This window comes from Butyricimonas sp. RTP31003st1_G1_RTP31003_210430 (genome assembly GCF_040920905.1).
Taxonomy (GTDB): Bacteria; Bacteroidota; Bacteroidia; order Bacteroidales; family Marinifilaceae; genus Butyricimonas; species Butyricimonas paravirosa.
Genome location: NZ_JBCOSQ010000057.1, coordinates 1 through 3,928, shown reverse-complemented (window position 1 = coordinate 3,928; position 3,928 = coordinate 1). Strand labels below are relative to the sequence as shown.

4 protein-coding genes are annotated in these 3,928 nt (G+C 53.1%); all 4 read right to left on the bottom strand.

Going from position 1 to position 3,928, the window contains the following annotated elements; genetic code table 11:
• Nucleotides 1-1,865 (bottom strand): AAA family ATPase (locus AB5542_RS15780; RefSeq protein ID WP_368243199.1); only part of this gene is annotated, 1,865 nt, incomplete at its 3' end.
• A complete protein-coding gene (locus AB5542_RS15775) occupies nt 1,828-2,187 on the bottom strand; it encodes a helix-turn-helix domain-containing protein (RefSeq protein WP_011202389.1) in 360 nt (119 codons plus the stop codon). The genes AB5542_RS15780 and AB5542_RS15775, both read right to left, overlap by 38 nt.
• A 104-nt stretch (nt 2,188-2,291) precedes the next feature.
• Nucleotides 2,292-3,194, bottom strand: coding sequence for an RteC domain-containing protein (locus AB5542_RS15770; protein WP_368243197.1), 903 nt, complete (start codon nt 3,192-3,194; stop codon nt 2,292-2,294).
• Nucleotides 3,195-3,225: 31 nt separating this feature from the next.
• Nucleotides 3,226-3,928: helix-turn-helix domain-containing protein (locus AB5542_RS15765; RefSeq protein WP_368243196.1), on the bottom strand; the 703-nt coding region annotated here is incomplete at its 5' end.

Here is a 3,928-nt window from a genome sequence, read left to right as displayed (position 1 = left end):
ACATTCACCAGTTCCCTTTCCTTGCGCTTCTCCTTTTCCTCACGTGGTTTCTCGCCCTTGTACACGTGCATCCCGGCTTCCTTGTCCCAAGCAAAGAGCATCAGCGGCACGTCCAGCGGGCTACCGTCCCTTACTTTCAGGGCTTTTACCACCGACTGGGTAGGTTCTTCGTCTTTCTCAATGGACAGGATAGTAGCCGCCTTGCGCTGCAACTCGCTGCCCAAATGTCCCCGCAGTTTCAATCCGTTGGGGACGAAGTGCAGCACGCACAGAATACACGTGTTGTAGATGCCCGCCAGCCGATAAAGTTCATCTATCACCGCCACGCTTTCCGCTTCATCGTTGGCACTCTTAACAAGGTCTGCGATGCCGTCAATGACGACCAACTGGATGCCGCCGTACTGGTAGTAGAACTTGTCCATGCTTTGTACAATGGCGTTCAGGCGTTCTTTGCGTGACATGCCGGTAAGACAAAACGCTTTCAGTTCATCGGGCTTGTCCGGCTGTTTGGCACGTGCCAGCAGGTTGCTTACGTTCTTGAACAGTTGCACTTCCGACTGTTCGGTGTCATAAAGCAATACCGCCTTGTGCCTGCCGTTGGCGGTTATCTGTATGCCCAGTGTATCTATGTCCGCACCAGCCGGACAGATGCAGCCCGCCACGATTGCGGCTACATAATTGCTCTTGCCCGTTCCCTCGCCCCCGGTGATGCCGAACAGGTTGCCTTGTGTCCCCAGCGGAACGTCACCCGCCGAAATAATCTCTTGCGCTTTGGCGGGCGGGTTGTTGAAATCTATCTCGCACGATTTAAGCATAATCAATGTGTCGCTATACAGGTTGTCTAAAAATTCGATAAACAGCTTCAGGAAATCTTCACGGGTGTTCCCGGCTTTGAAGTAGTCGGATATGTCCTTTTCCTCTTTCGTTCCCGGAAGCGGGAGCAGCAGGCGTTTCACGCCAAATTCTTCCAACAATTTTTCCTGCTTGCATGAACTTTCCCTGCCCGTCTTGTCCATGTCAAAGAGCAGGACGATGTGCTTGAAGCGGAATGTCAGCCGATAGACCAGCGTGGGCGGTATAGTCACCGTTTCGCTGTTGAAGCAGATAGCGTGAAAACCGTGTGCCGCCAGCGAAAGCACGTCTTTCTCGCCGCCCGTGATGAATAGCGTGTCGCCTTTGGCTGGCAGTTGTTCCAGCCCGAAACAGTAGTTCTCACCGAAGCTGCCGCCGTAGAGGAAGCGGGGCGTGGAGAACGGGCGGTACAGCTTGATGTGCTGTTTGCCCTTGTAGCCGTACATGGGTTCTGCCACCGATGAAGTGTAGGTGTACGGTTTGCCCTCTGCCGTTTCGCTGTTGTATTCCCGGAGCGAGCAGACCTTGTAACGTTCCAGCAGTTCGGGCGTGATGCCGTACTGTTGCCAGTACACCAGTTCGGCAAGCGGGAACTTCTGTTCCCGGAACTGGTAGGGCTTGACGGGCTTTTCGGGCGTTTCTTCGGGTTTGTCCGGCACTGCCCGGCGGACGGTTGCCGGGGAAACGGAAACCGGAGTGCCGGAAGCCAGCCCCAAGCCCAAATCCCGGTCGATGATTTCCAGTATCTCCACGAAGTCAGCCGCCCGGTTACAGTCCAGCCCCTTTAACTGCCCCACGAGGAAGAAACAGTCGCCGCTGTAACTGTCATTGCCGAAGTCTTTCATCTTGTAGATACCGCCCCGGCGGTCGAAATAGATGTTGCAGGAAGCCTTGCTGTCCTCGTACAGCGGGTTAAGGAAGTTACGACCTATGCGCCAGTTGCCGGGCAGGTAGTGTTTGAACACCGCCAGCCCGTTACTTGTTCTTTCTAAGATTTCCTCTTTCTTTAGCATACAACTGGTGGTTGGTTATCAGGTTGTCGATGTTCTCCTTGTTGCTCCTTATCAGGCGTTCTTCCAGCATCCGGCGTATCTCGCTGACCTTGTAGAAGTAACGTCCCCTGATGTTGGAATAGGCGATAGTCCCCGACACCCGCAGGCGTTGCAGGGTCTTTTCGCTTATTTTCAGGAACGTGCAGACCTCGTAGCTGTCCACCCACATGTCTTCCTCGCTTTGCCTTGCCGTTTCCATGTGGTTGAAGATGTAATCGGCAATGGCGGTAATCTTGTTGTCCAGTTCCTTGTAGGCTTTGGACTCGAATGTTATTATTTCCATAACGGTAACTGATTGATTTGCCGCAAAGTTCGGGTGTCCTGAAAAATTAAACGCCACAGATGTACCCACCTGTGGCGAAATAAATTTTGTTAAAGCACGGTTGCCTAATCCTGCTCCCTCATGCGCATCAGCAACCTGTCTTTCAGGGTGGAGAGGAAGCCCGTGCGGTCTTTGGTCTTGGCTTTTAGTTCCATGTAGGTGTGGTAGAAGTCGCCGAGGTCGATGTCGAACACGTATTCAAAGTAGGCTACAATCTCCTTAATATCAACCGTTTCCTTGTTCAGACAGCCGCAGGCGTCCAGTGCGTAGATAAGTTCCACCAACGCCCTTTTCGTCCCCGTCCAGCGCAACACCTTTCCCATGAAGCCGTTCTTCACCCGCTTGCGTTGTTCCCGGCGTTCCAGCTCGTGCAGACGGTTGGTGAGGTATATTTCCAGCAGTTCGTTGGCTAAAATCTTGGCTACCTTGAAATCGTGACTGGTGCTGAACTGTGGGTCTGTTTCGTAATAGAAACTGTCCACGATGATTTGTATGTCAGGCTTCCCACGCATGAAATACTGCCTGTCCAAGTAGGTGGCTTTCGTTCGGTGGTACTGGTAGAACGCCAAGTTCCGCTGGAACGACTTTGAAATCCGGTCGGTTTCCGACAGCAGGTAGTCCCTTTGCACTTCCTCGCTGCCGCTGGGGAAGCGCACCTCTATCTTGTAAACGGTGTTGTAATAGATGATTTTGCTCGCTAAAAGCGGTTTCAGTTCCTTGAAGAAGTGTATTTCCTCTTCCGTGCTGGCGAACGGGTAGGAGATTATAAAGTTTTTGAGTTCGCCCAGTATCTCTTGCAGGTAGTCCACGCACAGGCGGCAGAGCGTCAGCGTGTCCGCTGCGGTGTCCTCGTATTCCTGTATCTGCCATTCCACTTTTTGAAGCAGTCCGGCGAAGTATGTTTCCAACGGTATCTTATGTTCCATAACCTTGTGCTTATCTTTTATGAAGCACAAAGTTACGGGCATAAAAAATCTGTTTTATTCTTGATTTTTCACATTACGTTCTTGTAACTGTGCATTTTCTTGTTTCCTGCGCTTTTCTGCGTATCTCGCCCGGTGTGTCCAGCAAGTAAGCCTTGCAGAAGTCGTTCAGGTTCGATGTCGATGCGAACCCGGTGGTGAACGCCACTTCCGTAAGCGTGAGGTTGGTGTTCTTCAGGTAGTGTTCCACGTCCTTTGCACGCTCCTTTATCACCCATTCCTTAGCCGTGTACCCGGTCATTTTCTTTACCTTTCGCCGGAACGAGCCGTATTCCATGCCGCATTTGTCCGCCAGTTGCTCGGCATCATAGACCATGTAGCCTTTCAGACGCACCATTTCGGTGAATGTCTGCCTGCCCAGCTCCGGCAGCATCCGTTCGGCGTGGCGCAGCTCCTTTTCCGTCACCAGCAGGCGGTTGTCCCTTACGGGGTTTCTCCGTAGCAGGTGGAAAGCGTGGCATACCGTGTTGTACACGTTGCAGAGGTACTGCCGTCCCGGTCGCATCCAGTGGAGCGCATCGCAGTAGGCGGTCAGTTCGGGTATCTCGTCCCGCTTGCGGTGCTGTTCCGCCAGTTCGTCCAGTATGGCGTAACAGGTGGTGGACATCCCCAGCAGGATGATGATTGCCTTGTAGTCCTTGTATGCCGCCAGTGTCGGCGTTTCCGGCAGGCTTTTGAGCGTGTCGCACACGTGGGCGCACAGCCGCCCGTCCTTGCTG

Bases quoted from the DNA above. Each gene is read 5' to 3' on its own strand.
- AB5542_RS15770 (WP_368243197.1), bottom strand. From the start codon at position 3,194: ATGCCCGTAACTTTGTGCTTCATAAAAGATAAGCACAAGGTTATGGAA.
- AB5542_RS15775 (WP_011202389.1), bottom strand. From the start codon at position 2,187: ATGGAAATAATAACATTCGAGTCCAAAGCCTACAAGGAACTGGACAAC.